Source organism: Streptomyces sp. SAI-127 (assembly GCF_029894425.1).
Lineage (GTDB): Bacteria > Actinomycetota > Actinomycetes > Streptomycetales > Streptomycetaceae > Streptomyces.
Genome location: NZ_JARXYJ010000001.1, coordinates 5,534,034 through 5,558,873 on the forward strand (window position 1 = coordinate 5,534,034; position 24,840 = coordinate 5,558,873).

The 24,840-nt window shown below is 71.5% G+C and carries 23 protein-coding genes; 9 read left to right on the forward strand and 14 right to left on the reverse strand.

Annotation, left to right across the window (positions count from 1 at the left end):
- Positions 1-197: 197 nt before the first annotated feature.
- Genes M2157_RS25335 through M2157_RS25350 form a run of 4 tightly spaced genes read right to left on the reverse strand, consistent with a single transcriptional unit; the run spans position 198 to position 3,239 of the window.
- Positions 198-1,019 (reverse strand): hypothetical protein, encoded by an 822-nt coding sequence (locus M2157_RS25335; protein ID WP_280858570.1) that lies wholly within the window; start codon positions 1,017-1,019, stop codon positions 198-200.
- The gene (locus M2157_RS25340; RefSeq protein ID WP_280858569.1) at positions 1,016-1,945 is read right to left on the reverse strand and encodes a hypothetical protein; all 930 of its coding nucleotides are present in this window, start codon (positions 1,943-1,945) and stop codon (positions 1,016-1,018) included. The genes M2157_RS25335 and M2157_RS25340 overlap by 4 nt, the downstream gene beginning before the upstream one ends.
- A complete protein-coding gene (locus M2157_RS25345) occupies positions 1,942-2,856 on the reverse strand; it encodes an ABC transporter ATP-binding protein (RefSeq protein WP_280858568.1) in 915 nt (304 codons plus the stop codon). Before M2157_RS25345 ends, M2157_RS25340 begins: the two co-directional genes overlap by 4 nt.
- Complete coding sequence (locus M2157_RS25350; RefSeq protein ID WP_280858567.1) at positions 2,853-3,239, reverse strand: GntR family transcriptional regulator; 387 nt, start codon at positions 3,237-3,239, stop codon at positions 2,853-2,855. Before M2157_RS25350 ends, M2157_RS25345 begins: the two co-directional genes overlap by 4 nt.
- 111 nt (positions 3,240-3,350) lie before the next feature.
- On the opposite strand from M2157_RS25350, the gene M2157_RS25355 reads away from it, so the two are divergent.
- The 5 genes from M2157_RS25355 to M2157_RS25375 all read left to right on the forward strand — a co-directional run bounded on the left by M2157_RS25355 (position 3,351) and on the right by M2157_RS25375 (position 8,489).
- On the forward strand, positions 3,351-3,893 hold the full coding sequence (locus tag M2157_RS25355) for an RNA polymerase sigma factor (RefSeq protein ID WP_280858566.1): 543 nt from the start codon (positions 3,351-3,353) through the stop codon (positions 3,891-3,893).
- A gap of 661 nt (positions 3,894-4,554) precedes the next feature.
- Positions 4,555-5,382, forward strand: a complete 828-nt coding sequence (locus tag M2157_RS25360; protein ID WP_280866276.1) for a zf-HC2 domain-containing protein — start codon at positions 4,555-4,557, stop codon at positions 5,380-5,382.
- Complete coding sequence (locus M2157_RS25365; protein WP_280858564.1) at positions 5,379-6,242, forward strand: ABC transporter ATP-binding protein; 864 nt, start codon at positions 5,379-5,381, stop codon at positions 6,240-6,242. Before M2157_RS25360 ends, M2157_RS25365 begins: the two co-directional genes overlap by 4 nt.
- Positions 6,239-7,819, forward strand: a complete 1,581-nt coding sequence (locus M2157_RS25370) for an ABC transporter permease (protein WP_280866277.1) — start codon at positions 6,239-6,241, stop codon at positions 7,817-7,819. Before M2157_RS25365 ends, M2157_RS25370 begins: the two co-directional genes overlap by 4 nt.
- Before the next feature lie 34 nt (positions 7,820-7,853).
- Complete coding sequence (locus M2157_RS25375) at positions 7,854-8,489, forward strand: ABC transporter (RefSeq protein WP_280866278.1); 636 nt, start codon at positions 7,854-7,856, stop codon at positions 8,487-8,489.
- An 87-nt stretch (positions 8,490-8,576) separates the two neighbouring features.
- Here the strand turns inward: M2157_RS25375 and mshD are convergent, their stop codons facing one another.
- Entirely contained in the window at positions 8,577-9,503 is a 927-nt protein-coding gene (gene mshD, locus M2157_RS25380) for a mycothiol synthase (RefSeq protein WP_280866279.1), read from the reverse strand.
- Positions 9,504-9,677: 174 nt separating this feature from the next.
- Between mshD and M2157_RS25385 the strand changes: the two genes are divergently transcribed.
- Positions 9,678-11,492 (forward strand): bifunctional metallophosphatase/5'-nucleotidase, encoded by a 1,815-nt coding sequence (locus M2157_RS25385; RefSeq protein WP_280866280.1) that lies wholly within the window; start codon positions 9,678-9,680, stop codon positions 11,490-11,492.
- A gap of 72 nt (positions 11,493-11,564) precedes the next feature.
- The gene (locus M2157_RS25390) at positions 11,565-12,698 is read left to right on the forward strand and encodes a DUF2993 domain-containing protein (RefSeq protein WP_280858558.1); all 1,134 of its coding nucleotides are present in this window, start codon (positions 11,565-11,567) and stop codon (positions 12,696-12,698) included.
- A gap of 63 nt (positions 12,699-12,761) precedes the next feature.
- Here M2157_RS25390 and M2157_RS25395 read toward each other — a convergent pair whose 3' ends face one another.
- The 9 genes from M2157_RS25395 to M2157_RS25435 all read right to left on the reverse strand — a co-directional run bounded on the left by M2157_RS25395 (position 12,762) and on the right by M2157_RS25435 (position 23,549).
- Positions 12,762-14,525 (reverse strand): immunity 49 family protein, encoded by a 1,764-nt coding sequence (locus M2157_RS25395; protein ID WP_280866281.1) that lies wholly within the window; start codon positions 14,523-14,525, stop codon positions 12,762-12,764.
- A gap of 90 nt (positions 14,526-14,615) precedes the next feature.
- A complete protein-coding gene (locus tag M2157_RS25400) occupies positions 14,616-16,673 on the reverse strand; it encodes a pectinesterase family protein (protein ID WP_280866282.1) in 2,058 nt (685 codons plus the stop codon).
- Between the two features lie 78 nt (positions 16,674-16,751).
- Positions 16,752-17,609, reverse strand: a complete 858-nt coding sequence (locus tag M2157_RS25405; protein WP_280858554.1) for a hypothetical protein — start codon at positions 17,607-17,609, stop codon at positions 16,752-16,754.
- A 133-nt stretch (positions 17,610-17,742) separates the two neighbouring features.
- Complete coding sequence (locus M2157_RS25410) at positions 17,743-19,209, reverse strand: HAMP domain-containing sensor histidine kinase (protein ID WP_280858553.1); 1,467 nt, start codon at positions 19,207-19,209, stop codon at positions 17,743-17,745.
- Positions 19,206-19,943: a response regulator transcription factor gene (locus M2157_RS25415; protein WP_280858552.1), complete on the reverse strand. Its 738-nt coding sequence runs from the start codon at positions 19,941-19,943 to the stop codon at positions 19,206-19,208. Before M2157_RS25415 ends, M2157_RS25410 begins: the two co-directional genes overlap by 4 nt.
- A gap of 99 nt (positions 19,944-20,042) precedes the next feature.
- Positions 20,043-20,225, reverse strand: a complete 183-nt coding sequence (locus M2157_RS25420) for a hypothetical protein (protein ID WP_280866283.1) — start codon at positions 20,223-20,225, stop codon at positions 20,043-20,045.
- Positions 20,226-20,256: 31 nt separating this feature from the next.
- Complete coding sequence (locus M2157_RS25425; RefSeq protein ID WP_280866284.1) at positions 20,257-21,453, reverse strand: trypsin-like peptidase domain-containing protein; 1,197 nt, start codon at positions 21,451-21,453, stop codon at positions 20,257-20,259.
- Positions 21,454-21,608: 155 nt separating this feature from the next.
- Positions 21,609-22,631 carry a LacI family DNA-binding transcriptional regulator gene (locus M2157_RS25430; protein ID WP_280858550.1) on the reverse strand — a complete coding sequence of 341 codons (1,023 nt, stop codon included), beginning with the start codon at positions 22,629-22,631 and terminating at the stop codon, positions 21,609-21,611.
- 117 nt (positions 22,632-22,748) lie between these two features.
- Entirely contained in the window at positions 22,749-23,549 is an 801-nt protein-coding gene (locus M2157_RS25435) for a response regulator transcription factor (RefSeq protein WP_280866285.1), read from the reverse strand.
- A gap of 118 nt (positions 23,550-23,667) precedes the next feature.
- Between M2157_RS25435 and M2157_RS25440 the strand changes: the two genes are divergently transcribed.
- Together M2157_RS25440 and M2157_RS25445 are read left to right on the forward strand one after the other, a co-directional pair.
- Positions 23,668-24,546: an alpha/beta fold hydrolase gene (locus M2157_RS25440; RefSeq protein ID WP_280866286.1), complete on the forward strand. Its 879-nt coding sequence runs from the start codon at positions 23,668-23,670 to the stop codon at positions 24,544-24,546.
- A 37-nt stretch (positions 24,547-24,583) separates the two neighbouring features.
- A complete protein-coding gene (locus M2157_RS25445; RefSeq protein WP_007382997.1) occupies positions 24,584-24,838 on the forward strand; it encodes a MoaD/ThiS family protein in 255 nt (84 codons plus the stop codon).
- Positions 24,839-24,840 lie beyond the last annotated feature (2 nt).

The following is a 24,840-nucleotide window of genomic DNA, read 5'->3' on the forward strand; positions in this document are numbered from 1 at the left end:
CCGTTCCCCGCGGATCCCTCGGGCGGCGGCGAAGGCTCTGGCACGGCGGGCTTCATTCGGTGAGGGTCGCAAGCCCGTCTGAACCAATGGTTACGGCGACATGGCGTTCGGGATATCGGAGGACGGCTCCCGAGCGTCCGCACACCCGAACCGCACGTCCTTCCCGCTGCCGGGGGACGTGCGGTTCAGGGGAGTTCTCAGGCGGTACGGCGGCGCAGTACCCAGAAGGCGGCGGTGGTCGCGAGCGCGGTGACGGTGAGGACGATGCCGGTCTCGACGAGGTGCAGGGGCCAGAAGTGGGACGGGGGGTGGTAGCCGCCGCTCCGGGTCTGCCACAGGTCGGCGGACGCCTCGCCGTTGCCCGCCGTCGGCCAGAAGTCCTCGCGGTACCGCTCGACGTACCGGTTGAGCACGATCATCACGGTGACCGCGACCGCGAGGGCGGGCAGGGAGCGTCGTAGCAGCAGCGCGGCCAGCGTGCCGACCGCCAGTGCGCACAGGCCGTACGCCACCACGGCCGGGCCGCGTGCGGCGAACACGTCCGCGAAGGACCAGTCGTCGCCCATCAGGTCCCGGTGCGCCGACCAGGCCCAGCGGTAGACGGGGACGAACACGGCGCCGGCGAGGAGGAGCGCGAGCGCGGGCAGGGCGAGCTTGGCGGTGAGCCAGCGCGCCGGGGAGACGCCCTGCGACCAGGCCAGCCGCGCCGTGCCGCTCTCCAGCTCGCGGCCGACGAGGGCGCCGCCCGCCCACGCGGCGACGATCCAGAAGCTGTAGTACATGAACGTACTGACCCAGCCCATCGCCGTGCTGTAGGTGTACGCGGCCCCGAGCCCGCAGCCTCCGCCTCTGGGGCAGGCGTCCAGGGTCGCGTACGCCGAGTCGGCGGTGACCTCGGTCAGCCACACCAGGTAGCCCACGGAGCCCAGGACGAAGGCGGCCCACACGATCAGTGCCGTGCGGTGCAGCCGCAGCACGGTCCGGGTGAGTCCCTTCGGCAGGACGGCCGGCGCGCTCATCCGATCGCCGCCCGCCTGCGCAGGAGGCCGAACGCGAGGGCGACGGCCACGGCGGTGAGGGCGAGCAGGACGCCGGTCTCCAGGAGCTGGCGGGGCCAGTAGTCGGAGGACGGCAGGTACTCGCGGGCGAAGCGGACGACGTCGTGCTTCGCGAGGCAGGCCTTGTCGTCGTAGCAGCCCGGGTCGCGGATCTCGGTGCCGGCGGAGGTGAACGCCCGGCTGCGCGAGCTGAGCTCGGGCTGCTGGTAGCGGCCCTGGAAGGGCCAGTGGTTGCCGCGGAAGGCGTAGACCAGGAAGTACGCGAACCCGCTGAAGGCGAGGGCGGGCAGGGTGCGGCGGGCGGTGAGGCCGATCAGGGCGCCGAGGGCGAGGCCGAGCAGTGGTGCGGCGACGGTGGCCGGGCCGAGGGAGAAGTAGAGGGAGCGGGGGCCGATACCGGCGACGAGCAGGTCGCTGTGGGTGGACCACAGCTGGTGGTACAGCACGGTCAGCAGGGTGGTGCCGAGGAGGATGAAGGCCGCGGGGACGGCGAGCGCGGTGGCGAGCCAGCGTGCCGGGGAGACCGACTGGGTCCAGGCGAGCTGTGCGGTGCCGCTCTCCAGTTCGCGGGCGATGAGCGGGCCGCCGGCGAACAGGGCGACGGCGAAGGAGGCCACGGTGAGCAGGGTGCCGGGGTAGTAGAAGAGGTCGTTGTACTCGGTCGCGGGGCCGTCGGACATGATCAGCCCGGCGTACCCGTAGACGGCGAGCTTTTGCTGTGCGGCCTCGGCGCCGGGGCCGAGGAGCCAGAGCAGGAAGCCCGCGGTGGCGGTCACGAAGGCGAGCCATATCCACAGGGCGCCGCGGTGCAGGCGCAGGACGGTGCGGACCAGGCCGTGCGGTGTGCGCGCCGCAGCGGGCGGCGCTTGGAGTACGGCGGTGCTCATGCGGACACCGCCTCGGGTGCCGTGGTGCCCGGGGTGAGCAGGGCCGGGGCCTCGGGGGCGCGGAGGTGGGCGAGCAACAGTTCCTCCAGCGAGGGCTCCTCGGTCGCCCAGCCCTCGCCGACCGGGCCGTCGCGGCGGATCAGGGCGGTCAGACCGCGGCCCGCGGTACGGGACTCGATCACGGTGTGCGGGGTCAGGTCGGCGGGTGTGCCGCGGCCGGTGACCAGGGTGTGGGCGGCGAGCAGGTCGTCGATGCCGCCGCCGAGCCGGACCCGGCCGCCGCCCAGGAGCAGCAGGTGGTCGCAGGCGTCGGCGAGCTCGGCGACGATGTGCGAGGACATCAGCACGGTGGTGCCGCGTTCGGCGGCGTCCGCCATCAGGGTGCCCATCAGCTCGTGCCGGGCGAGCGGGTCGAGGTCGGCCATCGGCTCGTCGAGGAGCATCAGGTCGGGCCGCTTGCCGAGTGCGAGGGCGAGCGCGACCCGGGTGCGCTGGCCGCCGGAGAGCCCGCGGATCCGGGACTTCGGGTCCAGGCCGCCCTGTTCGACGATCCGGGCGGCGCAGGCGGCGTCCCAGCGGGCCGGGTTGAGCTCGGCGCCCATGCGCAGGGTCTCGGCGACGGTCAGCTGGGGGTAGAGCGGCTTGTTCTGGGCGAGGTAGGCGACCCGGTCGCGGGCCTCTCCGGGGGCCCCGCCGAGGACGGTGAGCGTGCCGGCGGTGGGGTGCAGCAGGCCGGCGGCTATCGCGAGGAGGGTGGACTTTCCGGCGCCGTTGGGGCCGACCAGCGCGCTGATGCGGCCCGTGGGCAGCCGGAAGGAGCAGCCGTCGAGGGCGGCGGCCCGCCTGCCGTAGCGCTTGCCCAGGCCGGACGCCTCGAGGGCGACGGCCGGGGTGGTGCTGGTGGAACTCACTGGTCCCCCTTCGGGAAGTGCTCATCGAGTACGGCGGTGAAGAACGCGTCGACGTCCTCGCGGCCGAGGCCCGCGGACCGGGCGCGCCTCGCCCAGTCGTCGAGCTCGGTGCGCAGGGGTGTGTCGGCGGTGTGGGCGCCGAGCGTCCTGCGGACGAAGGTGCCGAGGCCTCGGCGGGCCTCGACCAGGCCTTCGCGCTCGAGTTCTCGGTATGCCTTGAGCACGGTGTTCGGATTGATGGCGGTGGCCTCCACGACCTCGCGGGCGGTGGGGAGCTTGTCGCCGGGTTCGAGGAGGCCCAGTCGTAGGGCCTGCTTGGTCTGCTGGACGATCTGTACGTAGGTGGAGACGCCGGAGCGCCGGTCGATGCGGTACTCGACCACGCGGACAACCACCCTTTCACTAATTGAGTAGTTAAAGAGTGGTGGAAGGTGGTCGTGAAAGTCAAGCGTGGTGGTGTGAACCGGTCGGCGGGGGTCGTCCGATGAAGGGGCGTGAGGGAAACGAAAAGCGACGGGGATCTGCTGCGGGCCATCGCGGCGGACGGGGACCGGCGTGCCTTCGAGGAGCTGTACCGGCGGTACGCGCCCTGGCTGCTCGCGCGGCTGCGGGGGCGGTGCGCGGACGCGGAGCTGGTCGACGACGTCGTGCAGGAGACGTTCCTGGCGGTGTGGCGGGGGACCGCGCGCTACCGCGAGGAGGGGGACGTGGCCGGGTGGCTGTGGCGGATCGGCTCGCGCCGGCTGATCGACGCGTTGCGCGGCGACGGGGCGCGGGGGCGGCTCAGGCAGGCCCTGTCCCGCCTGCGGCACCGGGACGAGGCGTCCGCGGAGGAGCGCGTGCTCGCGGGGGTGGAGCACGGGGACCTCGCGGGTGCCCTCGTCCGGCTGTCACCGGAGCTGCGGGCGGTCCTGCAGGCCACGGTCATCGACGGCCTGACCACCCGCGAGGCCGCCGTCCTGCTGGGCATCCCGCCCGGCACGGTCAAGACCCGCGCGATGCGGGCCCGCAAGCAGCTGAGGGAGGCACTGACGTGAACACGGACGAACGACGACGGGGCGCTGCGCGGGGCCTGGGGCGGGGGAAGGTGTCTGGGGCCGCTGTGCTGGGTCCGGGACGGTGGATGGTGTCTGGGGCAGTTGGGCAGAGCCCGGGAAGGCAGCCGGTGTCTGGGGCCGGGGTGCGGGGTTCGGGGCCGCGGATGGTGTCTGGGGCCGCTGTGCTGGGTCCGGGACAGACGGTGTCTGAGGCCGGGGTGCGGGGTCGGGGATGGCGGACGGTGTCTGGGCCCGGAGTGCAGGGTCGGGGATGGCGGACGGTGTCTGGGCCCGGAGCGCAGATTCCGGGACAGGGCCCGGGACGGCAGACGGTTTCTGGGCCCGGAGGTCAGGTTCCAGGACCGCGGACGGTGTCTGGGGCCGGAGTGCAGGCGCTGGGACCGCAGAAGATGTCGGGCGCCGCTGGGCAGGGTCCGCGACGGCAGACGATGCCTGAGGCCCGGGCGTGGGTCCCAGAGGCGCGGACGATGACCGGGGCCGCTGGGCAGGGTCCGCGACGGCAGACGATGCCTGAGGCCCGGGCGTGGGTCCCAGAGGCGCGGACGATGACCGGGGCCGCTGGGCAGGGTCCGCGACGGCAGACGATGACCGAGGCCGCGGCACGGGGCCCCGTGTCGGTGCGAGTGGAGGAGGTGGCGGCATGAGTTGGCATGTGGCCGAAGGTGATCTGCGGGCTTATGCCCAGGGCGAGTTGGCCGCCCCCCTGCTCTGGTCCGCCGACACCCACCTGGCGGCCTGTGCCGAGTGCCGGGGGCTGCTGGCCGAGGTCACCGACCCGGTGGCGCTGGACGCCGGGTGGGAGCGGCTGGACGCCGAGCTGGACGCGCCCCGGCCGGGATGGCTCGAGTCGCTGCTGACCCGGGCCGGGATCGCCGACCACACCGCGCGGCTGCTCGCGGCCACGCCGGTGCTCAGGCGCTCCTGGCTGGCGGCCGTGGTGTTCCTGCTGCTGACGACCGTCGGCGCGGTCCGCACGACCGAGTCGCCGACCCTGTTCCTCGCCCTCGCCCCGCTGCTGCCGCTGGTCGGCGTGGCCCTGTCCTACGGCCCGGCGCTCGACCCGACCTACGAGATGACGGTCGTCGCGCCCACCCACGGCTTCCGGCTGCTGATGATCCGCACGCTCGCCGTGCTGGTCGCGGGCCTCGGCCTCAACGGGCTCGCCACCCTCGCCCTGCCCGGCTACGGCCTGCGTGCCCTGGCCTGGCTGCTGCCCGCGCTCGCCCTCACCGCGACCGGCCTCGCGCTCACCCCGAGGCTCGGCCCGGTACTCGCACCGTCCCTGGTGGGCGGCGCCTGGGTCGCCGTACTCCTCGCCGCGCAGGCCGCGCAGCAGACGGCCGCCGACCCGCTCGCGCCCTTCACCGCGGCCGGGCAGGGCGTGGCCGGGACCGTCGCCGCGCTCGCCGCCGGGCTGCTCTTCCTCCTCCGTGACCGCTTCGACCTCTTCAACGGGAGCGCCGAATGACCGCCGCCGTCTCCGCCTCCGGGCTCCACCTCCGCTACGGCGGCACCCGCGCACTCGACGACGTGTCACTGCGGCTGACGCCGGGCGTGACCGGGCTGCTCGGGCCCAACGGGGCCGGAAAGACCACCCTGTTGAGGGTGCTCGCCACCGCCGTGCCCGCGGACCGGGGCTCCTTCACCGTCCTCGGCCACGACCCCGGCACCTCGCGCGGGCGTCAGGAGGTCCGCCGCTCGCTCGGCTATCTGCCGCAGACCCCCGGGTTCCACCCGGACTTCAGCGCCTTCGAGTTCGTCGACTACGTCGCGATCCTCAAGGAACTCACCGACCGCACCGCACGCCACCGCGAGGTGCGACGCGTGCTGGAGGAGGTCGACCTCGGGGACGTACGCGCAAAGCGCATCAAGAAGCTGTCCGGCGGGATGCGGCAGCGGGTCGCGCTGGCCGCCGCCCTGGTCGGCGACCCCGGCTTCCTCGTCCTCGACGAGCCGACCGTCGGCCTCGACCCCGAACAGCGCATGCGGTTCCGGGAGTTGATCGCCCAGGCCGGAGAGGGCCGGACCGTGCTCCTGTCCACCCACCAGACCGAGGACGTGGCGATGCTCTGCCACCGCGTCCTGGTCATGGCCCGCGGCCGCATCCTCTTCGAGGGCACCCCCGCCGACCTGACCGCCCGCGCCGCCGGCCGGGTGTGGAGCAGCACGGAACGCGCCCCGGACGCGAAGGCCGGCTGGCGCACCGGCACCGGCTCCTTCCGCAACGTGGGCGACCCGCCCGCCGGTGCCGACCTCGTCGAACCCACCCTGGAGGACGGCTACCTGCTCACCCTGGACGACGCGGGCGCGCAGGTGGCGACCGCATGAGCCTCGCGACCCGGACGGCGGCCGAGCCCTCCGCCGTAGCTGAAAACAACCCGCGGCGCTCCTGGGCGGCCGTGTTCGCCCTCGCCCGCTTCGAGGCACGCGACCTGCTGCGGTACATCCCGGTGGTGGCGACGCTCCTGCTGTACATCGGCTACACCGCCTGGACGCTGTTCCACGAGAAGGAGGGCATGGACGCCTTCCCGGCCCTCCAGGACGCCGACCGCGACACCCAGACCGGGCCCCTGCTGCTCGGGATCGCCCTGTTCGTGTGCGTCAACCGTTGCACGCTGCGCTCCCGCAGGCGCGGCACCGACCGGCAGTTCGACGTGCTGGTCATGGAACCGTGGCGGCGGACGGTCGCCCATGTGCTGTCGGTGGTGCCCTTCGCCGCCGTCACCGCGCTGGTCGTGCTCGGCGAGTTCACCCGGCAGGCCCTGCGGCCGGGCGCAGTGGGCCACGGCTCACTCGCCGAACTGGCCGTCGGCCCCCTGTACGTGCTGCTGTGCGGCGCGTTCGGAGTGCTGCTCGCCCGGCTGGTCCCCTCCACGTTCGCGGCGCCGGTCGGCGTGGTCGGACTCTTCGTCTTCAGCGTGTTCATCTCCGCGGGCACCAGCGGCGCGGAGTGGTCGCGCTGGCTGTCCCCGATCGTGGGCGAGACCAGCAGCAACACGGTCCTCCCTTCAGACCTCGTGGGCCGTCCCGCGGCCTGGCACGCCCTGTATCTGACCGGGCTGGTCCTGCTCCTGGCCCTCGGCGCGGTCCTGGCGAGCGGCGGGCGCACGGTGTATCTCAAGGCCGGTGCGGCGGGCGCGCTCGCGCTGACGCTGGCCGGCGCGGTGGGCCAGTCCGGGGGCGTGTCGGCGCAGTTGACCGCCGCCCGCGAACAGGCCACGGTATCCCCGCAGCGGGACCAGACGTGCGTGAAGCGATGGGGGTCCCCCCGGTCGAGCGAAGCCGAGACCGGGGGAGGGTCGACGTACTGCGCCTTCCCCGAGTGGACCGGCCGCGCGGGCACCTGGGCGGAGACCGTGGACCGCGTCCGGTCGCTGGCCGGCGGTACGGCCGCCCGGCAGCCCCTTCTCGTACGGCAGCGGGTCGAGGCCCGTTACGGACTGAGCGGCGACGGGGCGATCGATCCGCTCACCGCGCCGGGCCAGGTGACCGTCGGCACGCGCTGGGGCGGCAACCGGGTCCCTGAGTTCGCGGTCGCCGTCGCCTCCGTGCTGGTCGCCGGTGACGAGTCGAAGGGCGGCGAGCTGTGCGACGGGCGGGTGGTCACGACGATGTGGCTGGCCCTGGGCGGAGCCTCCCACCCGATGACCGACCTCGCGAACGTCCGCCTCGACGACAGTGTCACCGGGTCGGCGTACGTCCTCGCCCCGACCAGCGGGCTGTCCATGACGGCCGGACAGACCGATGTCCTGCGGGAGTTGCTGGAACGCCCGCGCGGTGAGGTGACGGCTTCCGTGAAGCAGCACTGGACCGAGCTGACCGCGTCCGGGGTCTCGACGGCCCAGGTGGCGCGGGTGCTGGGGACCGAGGTGCCGAAGGGGGCGAAGGACTGTGCGGAGGAGTGACGGAGGTGCCGGGCCGGGGAGAACGCCGCGAGGTGTGAGTTCGGCGCTGGTGGTGGCCGTGGCGCGGACCGTGCCGTGGCGGGCGGTCGGTGCCGGGGCGGTCGTGGGACTGCTGGTGGCCGGTCTGCCGCGGCTGCTGTCCGGGACGCTCGACGCGTGGCTCGGTCTCGCCCTCCTCCGGGCGGCCGCGCTCGTCTTCGCCCTGGGGCTGACCTTCCTCCTGGACGATCCGGCCCGGGAGCTCACCACCCCCGTCCCCACCCGGCGTTGGGTCCGGACCGGACTGCGGGTCGCGCTGGTGGTGCCGGTCGCCGCGCTGTGGTGGACGGCCGCACTGAGCCTCCTGCCGGCACCTGCCCGCCCCCCGGTCGGCGCGGTCACCCTGGAGGCCGCGGCGACGGCCGCCCTCGCCCTGGCCGCCGCGGCGGTCGCGGTCCGCTTCACCGACGAGCCCCGGCCCGGCCCGTCGGTGGCAGCGGGCCTGCTGACCCTCGCCCTCCTCGCCCCCCACCTGCTCCCGGCCCGCTGGGACCTGTTCGTCCTGGTGGGGGACCCCGGCTGGGCGGCGGCGCACCAGCGGTGGGCCGTGGTGCTGGCCGGCGCGGTCCTGCTGGGAGCGGCCTGCGCGGTGGAGCCGTTGCGCGGCCTCAGATCACGCCTGGCGCACTGACCGTACGGCGTCGTACAACTCGACGTAGGCGTCGGAGATCCGCTCGGTGAGGGCCAGCGCGACGAGCGCGCTCAGTCCCCTCGGTCCTCACGTCTCCGTGCGGTACATCAGGTCGGTCTCGTACGTCGTGAAACCGAGCCGTTCGTAGACCGACACCGCCGCCTTGTTGTCGGCGTCGACGTACAGCATCGCCGTCGGCAGACCCTGGGCGGCGAGGTGGCGCAGGCCGATCGTGGTGAGGGCCTTGCCGAGGCCGCCGCCCTGGGTGCCGGGGCGGACGCCGAGGACGTAGACCTCGCCGAGCTGCTCGGCCGCGTGCACCTTGGTCCAGTGGAAGCCGACCAGTTCGCCGTCGCGGAAGGCGAGGAAGAAGCCCTCGGGGTCGAACCAGGACTGGGCCTTGCGGTCGTCCAGGTCACGCTGGATCAGGGAGCCCTGCTCGGGGTGGTGGGCGAATGCGGCCGCGTTGACCGCGAGCCAGGCGGCGTCGTCCTCACCGGGGACGAAGGCACGGACCGTCACGTCCGCCGGGAGCACCGGGTCGGGCAGCTCCATGCCGGTCAGGGGGCGGCGCATCTGCCGTAGTTCACGGAACAGGGTCAGGCCGAGGACCTGGGCGAGGTGCCGGGCGGCGCTGTGGCCGCCGTGCGCCCACACCCGCAGCCGCTTGCCGGAGGCGGCGAGCAGGGCCGCGCCCAGGGCGCGGCCGTGGCCGTGGCCGCGGTGGGCCGGGTGGACGACCAGCTCCGCCGCCGGGGCCTCCACCGGGTCGGTGTCCTCCAACTGGGCGTAGCCGACCAGTTCGTCGCCGACCTGCAGCAGCAGATGGGACACGCCCTCACGGGCACCGCCCCGCAGCTGCAGCCTGCCCTGTTCGGACACCGCTTGCTGGCCGTCGTCGTGCGCGGCCTCGGCGAGGAGCTGGAGGACCGCCTCGGTCTGTTCCGGCGAGAGCGCCGAAAGGGTCTCGATGGAGCGGGAGATGCCGGGGCGTCCGATGTCGTCGCTGGTCATGGCTACGAGGGTAAGGGGAGGTCCGGGCAAAGCGGCGGCAAAGAAGCAACCAGGATGTAACCACGAAACCTCTGTCGCGCTACGCGCGTTGACCCTAGGCTGCGCCGGGACGGGGGCACTTCCTCATCCGGATCCACCGGGTTCACCGGATTCAGCAGAAGCTCAGGGGGGCGTATGCCAGCCATATCCCAGCCGCGCCAGTCGGACGCCGGTCGTCTCAGACGTCGTACGTACCGTCTGGTCGCCGCAGCCGCCGGTCTCGCCACGGTCGGCGCCCTCGCCGCCGCGTTGCCGGCCGGCGCGCACGACAGCAAGCACGGCAAGCCGCTGCCGAGCCGTTACCAGGACGTCCAGCTGCTGTCCTTCAACGACCTGCACGGCAACCTGGAGCCGCCGTCCGGCTCCTCCGGCCGGGTCACCGAGCTCCAGGCGGACGGGACCACCAAGACGATCGACGCCGGTGGTGTCGAGTACCTCGCCACCCATCTGCGCGAGGCGCGCAAGGCGAACGGGTACTCCATCACCGCCGCCGGTGGTGACATGGTCGGCGCGTCGCCGCTGATCTCGGGTCTCTTCCACGACGAGCCCACCATCGAGGCGCTGAACAAGCTCGACCTGGACGTCACGTCCGTCGGCAACCACGAGTTCGACGAGGGCGCCAGGGAACTGGGCCGTCTCCAGAACGGCGGCTGTCATCCCACCGCCGGCTGCTACAACAACGAGGAGTTCGAGGGCGCCGACTTCCCCTACCTCGCGGCCAACGTCCTGGACGAGAAGACCGGCAGGCCGATCCTCAAGCCGTACTGGGTGTGGAAGAAGAAGGACGTCAAGGTCGGCTTCATCGGTGTCACCCTGGAGGACACCCCGGGTGTCGTCTCCGCCGAGGGCGTCAAGGGCCTGAAGTTCAAGGACGAGGTCGAGACGATCAACAAGTACGCCAAGGTGCTGCAGAAGCAGGGCGTCAAGTCGATCGTGGCCCTCATCCACGAGGGCGGGCTGCCGGCCTCGGGCGCCTACAACTACAACTGTGACTCCCCGGGCGCCGGTGACGGCATCTCAGGCCCGATCGTCGACATCGCCAAGAACATCTCGCCGTCGGTGGACGCCCTGGTCACCGGCCACACGCACGCCGCGTACGTGTGCACGATCCCCGACCCGTCGGGCAAGCCCCGCATGGTCACCTCGGCCGCCTCCTTCGGCCGGATCTACACGGACACGACGCTGACGTACGACCGGTTCACCGGCGACATCGCCCGTACGGCCGTGAAGTCGGCGAACCACGTGGTCACCCGGACCGTCGCCAAGGCGCCCGACATGACCGAGCTGATCGCCAAGTGGAACACCCTCGCGGCGCCCATCGGCAACCGCGCGGTCGGCTACATCTCCGCCGACATCCCGAGCACCGGCACCGAGTCGCCGATGGGTGACCTGATCGCCGACGCGCAACTCGCGTACGGCAAGGAGCTCGACCCCGGGACCGATCTCGCGCTGATGAACCCGGGCGGTGTCCGGGCGGGCCTGACCTACGCGGCCAAGGGGACCGAGGGCGACGGCGTGGTGACGTACGCCGAGGGCTTCACCGTGCAGCCCTTCTCCAACACCGTGAACCTCCAGGACTTCACCGGGGCCCAGCTGATCAAGGTGCTCCAGGAGCAGGTGAGCGGGTCGAACGCGGCCTCGCCGAAGATCCTGCTGCCGTCCACCGGGTTCACCTACACGCTCGACCTGACGAAGACCGGCGCGGACCGGATCGTCGTCGACTCCGTGAAGCTGAACGGAACGGCCATCGACCCGGCGGCCACCTACCGCGTCGCGACCAACAGCTTCCTCGCGGGCGGCGGCGACGGCATCACCACGCTGGGCCAGGGCACGAACGACCTCGTCGGCGGCGACGACCTCGCCGCTCTCGTGGAGTACCTGACGGCCAACTCGTCGGCGAGCGCTCCGATCGCACCGCCGACGGCGAACCGGATCGCGATCGTGCAGTAGAGATCGTGAGCTGAGTCGCACCACCCCGGTACGGGTTGCGGGTGGGGGGCATACGCATGATCGGATGGATTGATGCGTTCCCCCCACCACATACCCACGCATCCCCACCCATATGACGTTCCGTACGAAGAACCCCCGGCCCCGCCGACCACCCACCGCCGCACCGGGCGACGTCGGCGGGGCCGTTTCACAGGCCTGCCGTTCGCGCTGAAGGCGGTCGCGTCGCTGCTGGTGCTCGCCGCCTTCCTCACCCTCGCCGACCGCTGGGCCGTCCTCTACGCCGAGCACCGGGCCGCGGACACCCTCAAGGACCGGCTGCGGCTGACCGCGGCGCCCGAGGTGGAGATCGACGGATTCCCGTTCCTGCCGCAACTCGTGGGCAAGCGCCTGGACTCGGTCAGGGTGACCGTCCCGGACGTGGCGGCCGACCGGGTCACGCTGGCCGCGGTGTCGGCGACGGCCCATGACATACGGCTCGACGGGGACGGGCCGACCTCCGTGCGCGGGGCGCGAGTTCCCCGGCTCGACGGTGACGTCCTGCTCTCCTTCGCCGACATGAACCGTGAACTCGGCGCGTCCCAGGTGACGTTCACGGGGGCCGGCCGGGACCGGGTCGCCGTGCGCGGAACTCTTCCGGTCGCCGGACACGACCTGAGGCTGCGGGCCGACGTGCGCGTGGCGCGCGACGGAGAGCGGGGCGTCGACACCCGGATCGGCGGGATGCGCCTGGACATCGGGGAGCTGGCGACCTACCGGCCGGGCACGCGCGCCTCACAGGGCCTGCATCTGACCCGTGAGTCCGCCGCGGCCGTCGCCCGGGAGACACGTAAGGCGAGGGCCCTGCTGGCGGTCCCGTCCGTCGTGCGCGCGCTGGGCGTGCCCGACGCCACCGTGCGTGAGGCGCGGCGCTCCGACACCGCGCTGTCCCGTCTGACCGGCCGCCCGGAGTTCGTACGGCAGGCCATGCGCCTGAACCTCCTCGATCTGGCCCTGGCCCACCCCGAGCTCCTGGACCGCCTGGGCCTGGACCCGGCGCTTCTCGATGCCCTCTCCCGGCTGACCCGCCCGGTCCTCGCCGACCGCCTCTCCCTCGGCTTCCGGCTGCCGGAGCCGCCGAGCGGTGACCTGCGGCTGAGGGACGTCCGCGTGGCGAAGGACGGAATCCGGGTGCGCATCGAGGGCTCCGGACTGGCGGTCGGTCCGTAGATGTCCGCCCTTTAAATTGGACGGCACGGTGGTCCTCAGGCGCTGACGCGCGGGCCGTACACCTCAGAACGGTTCCGCCGCCCCCACGATCCGGGCCGGCAGATACGGCGACCGCACCCTGATCTCCCAGCCCCGCCGACGGGCGTGACAGACGAGGCCCAGGATCTCGAGGCTCAGAGCGGCGTCGGGGTCGGTGGGGCGGTCCGCGACGGCGTAGTGGTCGCGGTGGGCCGTGAGAGCGTCCAGGAGGGCCAGGTTGAAACTCTCCTCGTCACCCTCCACGAGCTGGGAGAAGAGCACCGCGGGCGGCGGCAGGACACCCTGGTCGCGGGCCTTCCCGGCGTCCCGCAGCGCCAGGTCCGTGGCGGGCTCGGGGTCCTCGCCGCGCAGATAGGCGTGCAGGGCCCGCCGGTAGGACGCCGACGCGGAACGGTCGGGGCCGACGCGCTCCGGCCCCGCCAGGACCAGCGGCGCCAGATGCTCCCGCCGGCCCGTGACCAGCGCGAAGTGCACCGCCCGGTGCCAGGCGCCCGGCCCGGCGTCCTCGTCCCGGCAGGCGGGGTAGGTCACGGTCCTGCCGTCGATCGTCACCGGCACGTCGGTACCGGGCTCCGCCAGTGTCGTACGGAACAACGCGGCCCCCAGCTCCGCGGCCAGCCGCAGGTTCTCCAGCTGGGCGTCGCTCGCGTCGGGCGAGTGCGAGGCGCGGGTCCGGAACAGGAGCTCCTGATAGGTGACGGCGTAGGCCAGCCCGAAGGTGGTGAGCGACTTGCCGGGCATCGGGGTGATGGCGTCCCGGGTGTACCGCTCGAACTGCTCCTCGCTGTCCGGGTCCAGGGGACGCGGCTCCAGGAACCGCCCGAACTCCACCACCCCCTCGGCGAGTTCGGCCACCGCGTCCGGACGGCGGTCCCGGCCGTAGGGCCCCACCCGCGGCGGCGTGGCCTTGAAACCGGTGACCAGCGCGTCTGGCAGATAGTCGCTGTCGGCGGCCGGCGGCCAGCCCTCCTCGCGGTGCGCCAGTGCCGTCAGGGCGATCGGGAGGAGGGGGAGAAGACTGCCCGGACGTGCTCCGGGCCCGGAAGTACCGGTCAGCGGCCGCAGCAGTCGTACGACCGCGTCGTCGAACCCCTGCCGGTCACCCGCGGTCAGCGCGCGCAGCGCCTGCAGCCCGAGGCCGTAGGCCTGGTTGGCGAGGTGCTCGCCGGTCTCCGTCTCCCGGGCCCGGACCCGGTCGAGCGCCGCGTCGAGCGCGGTGAGCTTCTGCTTGCGGGAGGGCGGGCAGGTGACGCCGTCGTCGTCGGTGTCGCCGAGGACGCAGGCCATGAAGCCGTTGATCAGTTCGGCGTCGGGGTGGCCGGAGCGGCCCCGCTGGGGGGCCTCGCGCGCGAAGTGGAAGGCCTCGCCGTGCCATTGGGTCTTCTCGGCGAGGATCGCCAGGCAGAAGGCGTCCAGCCACTTGGCGGCCGTGACCGGCTCCGGGGTGCCGCCGGTCTCGCGGTCGTACACCAGGCCCCAGTTCGGGTAGGTGAGGAAGACCTCGAAGTGGTCGCGGGGGAAGTACGCCGCGTACGCCACCGCTCCGGCGGCCGCCTCGGCGGCGTCCTCCAGGACCGCCTTCGCCTCGGGGGAGTGCAGATCGGGGGTCTCCACCGAGAGCGCGCCGAGATACTCGACGAACTCCTGGGCGATCAGCCACCACTCCCACGCCGTCACCGGGCCGGCCTTGGACATGGAGTGGACCTGCGAACCGATCCTGTTCGCGAAGTCCTTCCGCACCGCCGAAACGGCCGCCTCGCCGACCCGATGCCTTTCGATACGCACCATTTTCCGCTCCCCCGTCCGACACCTTGATCTACGGAAACCAGCCTAGATCGAGGGTCTGACAGTGGAGCGGAAAGCGGGTGAAACGCCAGGTCAGGAGCTGCTCGGCGTCCAGTCGCCCAGCCAGTCCGCGACCTCCTGGCCGGCGGCCTGCGCGTCGGTCAGCTGCGGCCGGTTGCTGCTCGCCGCACCCGAGCCGGCACCGGAGTTCTTGTACTCCGCGAACCGGTCGTCCTTCCAGGAGAAGCCGCTCATGTCGGTCCACGGCGTGGACTTGATCGCGGCGCTCAACGACGTGTTGCGGACCGTGGTCTGCGGGTCGAGGCTCGCGTCACCGCCGGCGTGCCAGGGGCGGCCCAGGTAGAAGCTCGCGGAGGAGACGTCCCCGTTCACCGTCGAGTTGGCGATGAGGATGCCCTTGCGGCCCGCGGCGGTGCTGGGCGCGGTGACATAACCGGCCGAGGTGCCGTTCCAGCGCTTCTTCAGCGTGATGACGGACTTGTCGATCACCGCGGTGGCCCGCCCGAAGATGAAGTCGACGTTGCCGATGACGTAGGAGTTGGTCATGTAGACCCGGCCCAGCTTGTCCTTGGCCGCGGTGTCCACGAGGAGCGTGTCCTGGTCGCCGCTGACGATGACCCCGTCGAGGAACACCTTGTCGGCGGCGGTGCGCAGGGCGACCGCCTGGTTGGCGATGTCCTGGTGACTGGCCTCGTCGAAGTCGTTGGAGATCGTCAGGTTGCGGGCCTGGAAGTCGTCGGCCTCGACGGCGACGGTGGCGCTGCCGCCGGTGCCGTAGGTGCCCGAGCCGTCGGGCTTGGGGGTGCCGGACGCGTTGTTGTAGACGATCACCGTGTCGTTACGGCTGCCGCCCGACCCCTGGATGGTGACGTGCGGTTTGTTGGACGGCACCTTGACCAGCTCGCGGTAGGTCCCCGGCTTCACCGAGATCACCACGCGCGAGGGGTTGTTCGCCGGTACGGCGTTCACCGCGGCCTGCACGGTCGAGAACTGCCCGCTGCCGTCCTTGGCGACGGTGAGCGTGGTCGCGGCGGCGGCCTTCGTCGACGCGGTCGCCGTCGTACCGATCGAACTGCGCGGCCCCACACCGGACTTGAGAAGCGCCGGTACGTCGGCCGTCTTGTCGAGCGTGTAGGCGTAGTACGTCTTCGGGTCGAAGGCCGTGCCCCCGCTCTCGTTGCGCCCGCTCGTCCCCACGAAGGTGTTGCCCTTCTGGACGATGCTCGCGGTGCTGTCCTTGATGACGGGGTTCTTGAAGCCCTGGAAGTAGGAGTTCTCCAGGACCATCCTGGTCGCGCCGCGCGAGTAGTTGCCGTAGGAGGAGTTGATGTCCGTCCCGGCCGCGTCCTCCAGGAAGTTGTTGTAGAGGTGCGCGTGGGCCGCGTTGTCCGTGGAGGGGTTCCGCTGCTCGGTCTCGCGGATCCAGTTGTGGTGGATGGTGATGTCGGTGACGACGTTCTCCGTCCAGCCGATGCCGAACGCCTTGTTGTCCTGGCTGAGTTTGTTCCAGGAGACCGTCACATAGGTACTGTCCTTGCGGACGTCGATGAGTCCGTCGGCCATGTGCCGCAGGTCGTTGTGGTCGATCCACACGTGGTGGGCGCCGTCCATCTGGATGGCGTCGAAGTCGTGTTCCTTGTCGTTCCACACGCCCTGGTAGGCGTCCCGGATCGTGAGGTTGCGGATGATCACGTTGTGCACGCCGGAGCCGAGGAAGAAGCCGCCGCCGACGATCTGCCCGGAGGTCCCGGACCCGACGATGGTCTTGTTGCTCTGGACCTTGATCTCTTTCCCGACCGGGTCCATGGTGATGGTCGCGGCGACGACGATGACGTACGGCTCGCTCGCCGTCGCGTACTTCTCCAGGTCGGCGAGCGTCTTCACGGTGACGATCTGGCCGTCCCGGCCGCCGTAGGTCCCGTTCTGGCCGAGCGCGTTGACCGAGGCGAAGCCGTCCGCGGTGGCGGTGACCCAGGCCGGAGCGGCGGTGGTGGCGGCGGACGCCCGGCTCTGGGCGCCGGGCAGGGCGCCGTAGCCCAGGACTCCGGCGGCGCTCAGAGCCAGCGGGAGACCGACCGCCAGGGCCGTCTTCCTTCTGCGGTGGCGGGCCTTGCTGCGTGTCTCACTCATCTGCGGTTCCGTTCCGTGCGGGGGATGGACCGCAGTGCAGTCGCCGCCCCCGCACGGAAGGTTGCCGCCCGAATGCGCCTACCGGGCGCAGGACTTCGGGTCGAGGTTCTCCTGCCACTTGTCCTCACGGCCGTCGGGCTGGCCGTTGGGCAGGAGCTTGTCGGAGGTGCCGTCGATGTAGTAGCCGTACGAGTAGATCGTCTTCCAACTCGCGTCCCGGCCACGCCAGGTGTGCGCGGTGACCTCGCCGTCGCCCTTGTTCCACTGGTAGTCCTCGACGTAGAACACCGGGTTCACGCGGACCACCCGCTGGTACGGCGTCCAGGTGGTCGCCACCTGGGTGCACGGCGGTATGGACTTCTCGCTGCGCCGCTCGAAGGACGAGGTCTTCTCCCAGCCCCACTCGTAGCCGGCGGTGCCGCCCACGGTTCCGGAGAAGATGCTCTTGGCCAGGGAGAGGCTGATGCTGGCGCCGACGCTCTTCTTGGCGAACGTCTTGGTGCTGTACCCGCTGACGAAGGTCACCTTGTCCTCGGTCGTGCCGTGGTTGCCGGTCCACTCGGAGGTGCGGACGGGCTCGCCCTTCACGGACCAGGTCGAGGACTGCGCGTACCCGCACCAGCCGCGGAACAGCTCCCACGGCCCGGCGGGCACCCACAGCCCGACGACATCCCGCAGGTACTCGTCCTGCGTCTTGAACTCGCCGGTGTCGACGTTGAGCGCGCCGTAGACCCCGGTCAGGCTGGTCTCCTGGCTGCACAGCCGGTCCAGCATGACGTCGGTGTTCCCGGGGTCCACGCCCCGGACGTTCTGGGCCCCGCCGGGACCGGCCGCCTGAGCGGTCCCCGAACCGGCCAGCAGCCCGGTGACGGCGAGGGCCGCGGACGCGGCGGCGAGGACGCTCTTCTTCAGAGTCGATGTACGAAACAAACGCATGGGGGGTTCTTCACTCCTGAGTGCTGAGGACAGATGCGTGGGGCACCTGTTCGACAACTCAGGAAGCTGGCAGAGAACCCGTGAGTAGGGTCGAGAACGCGTGAGGGTTGACAGGACATCGACAGCTTGGCGTTCACAGTACGGCGGCGGGAGCCTCCGGCGGCGGAGTCGGCGCCCCCGGCAGTCGTACGGTCGCGATCGTGCCGCCGCCTCCGGCGTGGCCGAGGGTGACCTCGCCGCCGGCCTGCTGGACCGTGCGGGCCACGATGGAGAGGCCGAGACCGGAGCCGGGCAGGGCGCGGGCCGACGGGGAACGCCAGAAGCGGTCGAAGACGTACGGGAGTTCCTCGGCGGGGATACCGGGGCCGTGGTCGCGGACGGTGAGGACTCCCTCGTTGAGCCGGACCTCGATCGTGCCGCCCTCGGGGCTGAACTTCACGGCGTTGTCGAGGATGTTGACCACGGCGCGTTCCAGTGCGGCGGGTTCGGCCCGGGTGTACCAGGGCTCCAGCGAGGCGTCGATGGTCAGCTCCGGGCCCCGCAGCCGTGCCCTGCGCAGGGCCGACTCGACGGCGTCCTCCAGCGCGACGACCTGTACCCGCTCACCACGCTGGCCCTCCGAGCGGGACAGCTCCTGCAGGTCGCCGATCAGAGACGCCAGTTCGGTCATCTGCGCCTTGACGGAGGCGAGCAGCGCCTTGCGGTCGGCCTCGGGGAGGGGGCGGCCGGTCTCCTCGCTGCGGGTGAGGAGCTCGATGTTGGTGCGCAGGGAGGTGAGAGGGGTGCGCAGCTCGTGACCCGCGTCGGCGATGAGCTGCTGCTGGAGCTCACGGGAGCTGGCGAGGGAGCTCGTCATCGAGTTGAAGGAGCGTGACAGGCGTGCGACCTCGTCCTCGGCGTCCTCCTCGACGGGGATGCGGATGTTCAGGTCCTCGGTGCGTGCCACTTGCTCGACGGCCTCGGTGAGCTTGTCGACGGGGCGGAGACCGGCGCGGGCGACGAAGAGGCCTGCGGCACCGGCGCCGAGGACTCCGATGCCGGAGACGAGGAGGAGGATGAGGGCGAGGTCGTTGAGGGTGGACTGGGTGCTCTTCAGGGAGACGGCAACGAGAATCCCGACCTTGGGACCGGTCTCCCCTGTCTGGGTGACGGTGGCTCCCAGCGGTTGGGTCATCACCCGTACAGCGTCGCCGTCGTCGTCGGTGCCATTGCGGAAGTAGAGCTTGTCTCGGTCCGCGTTCTTGATCGCATTCTCGTCCGCTCGGGCGACTTCCACTGTGCCCACCGAGTCGCCGAAGACACAGACCTTCCCGCTCTCCGTGACCACCTGGGTGTAGTTGCCGCGGAAGACACCAGTGCCCTGCGAGGTCTGCGAGCAGTTGTCGAGGGCGAACTGGGCCTGCTGCATCTGCCGCACCTGCTGAGGTCCGTCCGTGCCGCGCTGCAGGTCCTTGTCCAACTGTTCGTACAGCTTCCCCTGCACGATGAACCAGCAGGTCACCGATACCGCCGCCACCGCGAACGCCACCGCCGCCGCCACCAGCAGCGCCAACCGTGACCGGATCGGCAGGGACCGGTAGCGCCGTACGACCCTCTTCACTCCGCGCCACCCTGCCGCAGCACATACCCCACGCCGCGAACGGTGTGCACGAGCCGCGGCTCGCCGCCCGCCTCCGTCTTGCGGCGCAGGTACATCACGTACACGTCCAGCGAGTTGGACGACGGCTCGAAGTCGAAGCCCCACACCGCCTTCAGGATCTGTTCCCGGGTCAGCACCTGGCGCGGGTGGGCCATGAACATCTCGAGCAGGGTGAACTCGGTACGGGTCAGCTCCACGGGCCGCCCCGCACGCGTGACCTCACGCGTCGCGAGATCCATCCGCAGGTCCGCGAAGGTGAGCGCCTCGTCGTCCTCGACGGACCCCGCACCGGCCGCCGCCGCGTACGAACTGCGCCGCAGCAGCGCACGGACCCGGGCGAACAGCTCGTCGAGCTCGAACGGCTTGACCAGATAGTCGTCGGCGCCCGCGTCGAGCCCGGTGACCCGGTCACCGACCGTGTCGCGGGCCGTCAGCATCAGGATGGGGGTCGTGTCGCCCGCGCCGCGGATGCGCCGGGCGGCGGTGAGCCCGTCCATGCGGGGCATCTGGATGTCGAGGACGACCAGGTCGGGCTGGTACGCGGTCGCCTTGTCGAGCGCGTCCGCGCCGTCCACGGCCACCTCCGTGTCGTAGCCCTCGAAGGCGAGGCTGCGCTGGAGTGCTTCGCGCACCGCCGGCTCGTCGTCGACGATCAGGATGCGCTGGGGGTCACGGTCGCCTTCGGCGGGGCTCATGGCTGGCGATTCCTCGGGTGCGGTGGGACGGCAGGGGGCTGAGGACAGTGAACGCTTTCAGCCTCGCATGGTTCCCGGCCGGTGCGTTAAGGGCGGGGTTCAGCCGCGTGCGGCGCTGCGGCGGCGGCTGCGGGCGGCGCTCACCCCGCGGCGGGCCACCGCCACGGACGCCACCTCGGGCGCCCGCGTCACCGGCGGGTGCAGCTCGTACGCCACCTCAAGGGCCAGGGTGAATCCGGCCGGGTCGGTGCCGGCCACCGGGTGCGAAACCTGCTTGATCATGACGTACTCCTTGCCAAGGTCAGGGGGTGTGTCAGTTGTCGGCGCCGCCGGCCCGCAGCGTGGCCAGGTCGGACTTGACGGTGTTGATCGGGATGGAGAAGCCGAGGCCCGCGCTGCCGGCCGTCGAGGAGTCCGAAGTGGCGGAGTACATCGCGGAGTTGATGCCGATGATGTTGCCGTTCATGTCGATGAGCGCGCCGCCGGAGTTGCCCGGGTTCAAGGAGGCGTCCGTCTGGATGGCCTTGTACGTCGTCGTGGACGAACCGGTGTCGCCGTTGAACTGCTGGCCGCCGAACTCGAACGGCCACTGACCGTTGCCGCCGCCCTGGCTCTGTCCCTGATCCTGGCCCTCGTCCGTCGCGACGGTGACATCCCGGTTGAGAGCGGAGACGATGCCGCTGGTGACGGTGCCGGTGAGGCCCTCGGGGGAGCCGATCGCCACGACCTCGTCGCCGACCTGGACGCCGTCGGAGTTGCCGAGGGTGGCCACGGCCAGGCCGGAGGCGTTCTCCAGCTTGATGAGGGCGAGGTCCTTCTTGCTGTCGGTGCCGACGACCTTCGCGGTGTAGGTCCTGCCGTCGCTGGTGCTCACCTTGATGGTGGTGGCGCCGGAGATGACGTGGTTGTTGGTGATGATCTCGCCGTCGCTGGTGATGATCACGCCGGAGCCGGTGGACTCACCGGCGTTCGAGGTGGCGTTGATCTCGACGATGCTCGGGCTGACCGCCTTGGCGACCCCCGCGACCGTGCCCTTGGCGGAGGACGGCACCACGCTGGTGCTGGTGCTGCTGGAGGTGACCGCGTCGCTGCCGGTCAGTTCCTGGATGCCGTAGGCGGTGCCGCCTCCTATCGCCGCGGCGACGATCGCGACGGCGGCGAGGAGGGCGAGGGGGCCGCGGGTGCGCTTCTTGTGGGCGGGGGTCGCGGGCGCGGCCGGGGGAGCGGTGAGGAGAGCGGTCCCGCCGCCGCTGCCGTCACCGCCGTACGAACCGCCGCCGTGGGAGGCGAAGGCGGCGGGCTGAGCCTGCTGCTGCCCGCCCGGCCACACGGTCGTCGGCTCGACGACCGGCTGCTGAACCGGTGCCGCGGGCTGCGCGGGCGTCACGGGCGGCTGGGCCGGCGGGGGCGGCCACTCGGGGTTCACGGGCGAGGAAGCGTGCTGCTGGGCGCCCTGGGAGGGGGTCTCGTACTGCTCGTACTCGCCGTCGCGGCGGAAGCTCTCGGTCATGACAACGAGCTTGTCGCCCCACCATGAGAGCTCCCTGAGTGCTCCCTGAGAAGCCCGGCAGAACCTCGTATGCCCGATATAAAGCCGCCGCTGGCCTCCGGCCAGGTGTTCTCAGACGCTCTTAAGAGAGGCGCCCCGAGAGTTGCCCCGAGAGGTCACTCGCACCCGCAGGACCGTCGTACGACCAAGCGGGACGGGAACACCTTCAGCCGCTCCCGGCGGGACCCCGCGACCCGGAGTCCGTCGTCCAGCACCAGATCCACCGCGGCCCGGGCCATCGCCGAGCGGTCCGACGCCATCGTCGTCATCGGCGGATCCGCGAGCGCGGCTTCCTTGATGTCGTCGAACCCGATGACCCCCAGCTCGCCCGGCACGTCGATGCGCAGCTCGCGCGCGGCCCGCAGCAGACCGATCGCCTGGTCGTCGGTGGAGCAGAAGATCGCCGGGGGGCGATCGGGCCCGGAGAGCACCCCGAGCGCCACCTGATACGCGTCGTAGCGGTTGTACGGCGCCTCGAAGAGCCGTCCCTCGGTGGGGAGCCCGGCCTCCTCCATGGCCCGTCGCCAGCCCTCGACGTGATCGGAGACCGGGTCGCCCACGGAGGGAGTGTCGGCGGTACCGCCCATACAGGCGACGTAGGGGTATCCGTGCCCCAGCAGATGCTCGACGGCGATCTTCGCGCCGGAGAGGTCGTCGAGGACGACGGCGACGTCGTCGATCGCCTCCGGCCGCTCGTGCAGCAGCACGACCCGGGCGTCCCACGCATCGATCTCGGCGGCGGCGTTGTCGTTCAGCGCGTGGGAGACCAGGATCAGCCCGGACACGCGCATCCCGAGGAACGCCCGCAGGTAGTGGACCTCGCGCTCGCCGATGTAGTCGGAGTTCCCGACGAGCACCATCTTGCCGCGCTCGGACGCGGCCTGTTCGACGGCGTGCGCCATCTCCGCGAAGAACGGCTGGCGCGCGTCCGGCACGATCAGGCCTATGAGATCCGTACGCCGGGACGCCATCGCCTGGGCGACCCGGTCGGGCCGGTAGCCCAGCTCCTTGATCGCGGCGAGGACACGCTCGCGCGTGGCCGGGGCGACCGGCCGGGGTCCGTTGTTGATGACATAACTGACTACGGCGGTGGACGTTCCCGCCAGTCTCGCCACATCATCCCTGGTTACCTTGGCCACGCGCGGAGTCTACGCGGATGGACCCGCTCTGGGCAGGGCGTGAAGGAGGCACTGTGCCCCCGCGAAGGCCTACCGGGAGGTAGCCCGTGCGGGAGCCATGCCCAGGCGGAGAACCCGCTATGCCTCGGCCGGTACCTCGGAGGCGTCCAGGGCGGCACTCTCGTCCGCATCCTCCGTGTTTGCCTGGCCGGAAGCACCGGTCACGCCGCCCTTGGCCTTGGCGTCCTCGCCCGCGCCGACGCTGCCCTTCTCCGGCGTAACGAATCGATAACCGACGTTCCGGACGGTCCCGATCAGCGACTCGTGCTCGGGTCCGAGCTTCGCGCGCAGCCGTCGTACGTGCACGTCGACCGTCCGGGTGCCGCCGAAGTAGTCGTAGCCCCAGACCTCCTGCAGCAGCTGCGCGCGCGTGAAGACGCGGCCGGGGTGCTGGGCGAGGTACTTGAGGAGCTCGAACTCCTTGAAGGTGAGGTCGAGGACCCGGCCCTTGAGCTTCGCCGAGTAGGTCGCCTCGTCGACCGAGAGGTCGCCGTTGCGGATCTCCATGGGGGAGTCGTCGTTGACGATCTGCTGGCGGCCCATGGCCAGCCGCAGACGCGCCTCGACCTCCGCCGGCCCGGCGGTGTCGAGAAGGACGTCGTCGATGCCCCAGTCGGCGGTGACGGCGGCGAGGCCGCCCTCGGTCACGACGAGGATGAGCGGACAGCCCGGCCCGGTGGAGCGGAGCAGCTGGCACAGGCTGCGGACCTGCGGCAGATCACGGCGTCCGTCGATGAGGATGACGTCGGCGCCCGGGGTGTCGACGAGGGCGGGGCCTTCCGCCGGAGCCACACGCACGTTGTGCAGGAGCAGGCCGAGGGCAGGCAGCACCTCAGTCGATGGCTGGAGGGCATTGGTCAGGAGCAGCAGAGAACTCATATGTCTGGTTCCTCCTCGGTCCCGCGAGGTCACGGCCTTCGTATACAGGGGTATCCGAAAGCACAAAAGGACCCGGGGGCTGCGTTGCCCGAGTCCTCTTCCGACGAGAATAGCCCACATGAGCATTGATCCGGCAGGTCGTGTGGCGCGTTCCACGGGTGGTCCGCACTCTGAGACGCGCAGACATGCACCTATACGGACGTTTCTGCACACTGACGACGGTGTGACGATCGATTCCGTATACGATCCGCCCTCTCTCGTATACGACGCCTCCCGGCCACCCGCGCGTGACCTGGTGTTCGTGATCGCGCACGGTTTCACCGGCGATGTGGATCGTCCTCATGTTCGCCGGGTGGTGAACGTGTTCACGCGGTACGGCGCCGTGGTCACCTTCTCCTTCCGCGGCCACGGAGCCTCCGGCGGGCGCTCGACGGTCGGCGACCGCGAGGTGCTGGATCTGGCCGCCGCGGTGGCGTGGGCACGCGAACTCGGCCACACGCGCGTGGTGACCCTCGGGTTCTCGATGGGCGGCTCGGTGGCGCTGCGGCACGCGGCGCTGTACCGGCCCGGCGGTCCGGATGTGTCGGGGCGCGAGGGGCGTACGGACGCGTACCCGGACGCGGTGGTTTCGGTGAGTGCGCCGGCCCGCTGGTACTACCGCGGCACGGCCCCCATGCGAAGACTCCACTGGCTGGTGACCCGGCCCGAGGGCCGCCTGGTGAGCCGCTACGGATTCCGTACGAGGATCCATCACCGCGACTGGGACCCCGTCCCGCTCGCCCCGGTCGAGGCGGTCCCGCAGATCGCCCCCACCCCGCTCCTGATCGTCCACGGCGACCGCGACGGCTACTTCCCCCTCGACCACCCGCGGATGCTCGCGGCGGCCGCCGGCGACCACGGCGAGCTGTGGATCGAGCCCATGGGCCACGCCGAGCACGCGGCCGGCGACGAGCTGCTGGGCCGTATCGGGGACTGGGCTGTCACAGCGGGCGGCTAGCCTGGCCCCGTACACCACCGATCGATTGAGGAAGCGGATGCCAAAGGTCACGGTGCGCTACTGGGCCGCCGCGAAGGCCGCGGCCGGGATCGCCGAGGAGCCCTTCGACGCGGCCACGCTCGCCGAGGCGCTGGACGCGGCGCGTGAGCGACACCCCGGTGAACTGGTGCGCGTCCTGCGGCGATGCTCGTTCCTCGTCGACGGTGACCCCGTGGGCACCCGCGGACATGAGACGGTACGGCTGGCCGACGGCGGCACGGTCGAGGTGCTCCCGCCGTTCGCAGGAGGGTGACG

What these genes read in the sequence shown, in the direction of transcription:
- M2157_RS25365 (WP_280858564.1), top strand. Translation starts at nt 5,379, where the DNA reads ATGACCGCCGCCGTCTCCGCCTCCGGGCTCCACCTCCGCTACGGCGGC.
- M2157_RS25340 (WP_280858569.1), bottom strand. Translation starts at nt 1,945, where the DNA reads ATGAGCACCGCCGTACTCCAAGCGCCGCCCGCTGCGGCGCGCACACCG.
- M2157_RS25420 (WP_280866283.1), bottom strand. Translation starts at nt 20,225, where the DNA reads ATGATCAAGCAGGTTTCGCACCCGGTGGCCGGCACCGACCCGGCCGGA.
- M2157_RS25335 (WP_280858570.1), bottom strand. Translation starts at nt 1,019, where the DNA reads ATGAGCGCGCCGGCCGTCCTGCCGAAGGGACTCACCCGGACCGTGCTG.
- M2157_RS25405 (WP_280858554.1), bottom strand. Translation starts at nt 17,609, where the DNA reads ATGCGTTTGTTTCGTACATCGACTCTGAAGAAGAGCGTCCTCGCCGCC.
- M2157_RS25385 (WP_280866280.1), top strand. Translation starts at nt 9,678, where the DNA reads ATGCCAGCCATATCCCAGCCGCGCCAGTCGGACGCCGGTCGTCTCAGA.
- M2157_RS25435 (WP_280866285.1), bottom strand. Translation starts at nt 23,549, where the DNA reads ATGAGTTCTCTGCTGCTCCTGACCAATGCCCTCCAGCCATCGACTGAG.
- M2157_RS25445 (WP_007382997.1), top strand. Translation starts at nt 24,584, where the DNA reads ATGCCAAAGGTCACGGTGCGCTACTGGGCCGCCGCGAAGGCCGCGGCC.
- M2157_RS25440 (WP_280866286.1), top strand. Translation starts at nt 23,668, where the DNA reads ATGAGCATTGATCCGGCAGGTCGTGTGGCGCGTTCCACGGGTGGTCCG.
- M2157_RS25370 (WP_280866277.1), top strand. Translation starts at nt 6,239, where the DNA reads ATGAGCCTCGCGACCCGGACGGCGGCCGAGCCCTCCGCCGTAGCTGAA.
- M2157_RS25395 (WP_280866281.1), bottom strand. Translation starts at nt 14,525, where the DNA reads ATGGTGCGTATCGAAAGGCATCGGGTCGGCGAGGCGGCCGTTTCGGCG.
- M2157_RS25415 (WP_280858552.1), bottom strand. Translation starts at nt 19,943, where the DNA reads ATGAGCCCCGCCGAAGGCGACCGTGACCCCCAGCGCATCCTGATCGTC.
- mshD (WP_280866279.1), bottom strand. Translation starts at nt 9,503, where the DNA reads ATGACCAGCGACGACATCGGACGCCCCGGCATCTCCCGCTCCATCGAG.
- M2157_RS25360 (WP_280866276.1), top strand. Translation starts at nt 4,555, where the DNA reads ATGAGTTGGCATGTGGCCGAAGGTGATCTGCGGGCTTATGCCCAGGGC.
- M2157_RS25390 (WP_280858558.1), top strand. Translation starts at nt 11,565, where the DNA reads ATGCGTTCCCCCCACCACATACCCACGCATCCCCACCCATATGACGTT.
- M2157_RS25400 (WP_280866282.1), bottom strand. Translation starts at nt 16,673, where the DNA reads ATGAGTGAGACACGCAGCAAGGCCCGCCACCGCAGAAGGAAGACGGCC.
- M2157_RS25425 (WP_280866284.1), bottom strand. Translation starts at nt 21,453, where the DNA reads ATGACCGAGAGCTTCCGCCGCGACGGCGAGTACGAGCAGTACGAGACC.